Source organism: Mesorhizobium sp. M2C.T.Ca.TU.002.02.1.1 (assembly GCF_003997225.1).
On record NZ_RZTO01001403.1, the window covers coordinates 1 to 739 of the forward strand.

The 739-nt window shown below is 62.0% G+C and carries 2 protein-coding genes; both read right to left on the reverse strand.

The features are described 5' to 3' along the window. A partial coding sequence (locus EOD07_RS36390) for a tetrahydrofolate dehydrogenase/cyclohydrolase catalytic domain-containing protein (RefSeq protein WP_281059123.1) occupies nt 1-327 on the reverse strand: 327 nt, incomplete at its 3' end. 211 nt (nt 328-538) lie between these two features. Further along, the coding region (locus EOD07_RS36395; RefSeq protein WP_164772958.1) for a hypothetical protein at nt 539-739 on the reverse strand (201 nt) is incomplete at its 5' end.

Here is a 739-nt window from a genome sequence, read left to right on the forward strand (position 1 = left end):
CACCTTGCCGGCGTCGATATGGCCGGGAAGCGGCAATTGCACGAGGATGCCGTGGATCGACTTGTCGGCATTCAAGTCGCCGATGATCTTCAGCAATTGTTCCTCGGTGGTGTCGGCCGGCAGCGTATGCTGGAGCGAATGGAAGCCGCATTCCTTGGCGGTGCGCGATTTCGAGGCGACATAGACCTGGCTTGCCGGGTCTTCGCCGACGATCACCACCGCAAGGCCGGGCTTGGTGGCTCCCTTGGCCGACAGCTCCGACGTCAGCGCCTTGACCTTCGAAACCACATCCTCGGCGACACGCTTTCCGTCAATCACTTCGGTCATCACGAACTCTCCGTTTCGAGGCCGCATCGATGCATGCCCCATGCCTCAATCCGCATCCCGATCCGCCGGCGCAGGGCGCAATCGGCCGAAATGCCGCGCGGCATTTTCACGAAAATTCGACAAGGCAATCCCGTCAAAGCGTCGTCGGATGCCGTAAACCCGAAACCGACTGCTTTTATCGAACGTCAGGCGGTTAAGAAATACGGGCGGTTTAGAAATAGCGGCGGCGCGAGCGGCTTTCGGTCAGCTCGCGCACCGCCTCGCGGAATTCACGCAGGCTGGCGCGGATGTCGTCGATCTCACCCTGATCGGCGGGCGACTGGCGAGCGTCGTCCGGGACCGGCGGTTGCGGATGATAGGATGCCGGCGAGGCCGGATAATGGTCCTCGTAGGGATCGGTCCGCGCATGGTC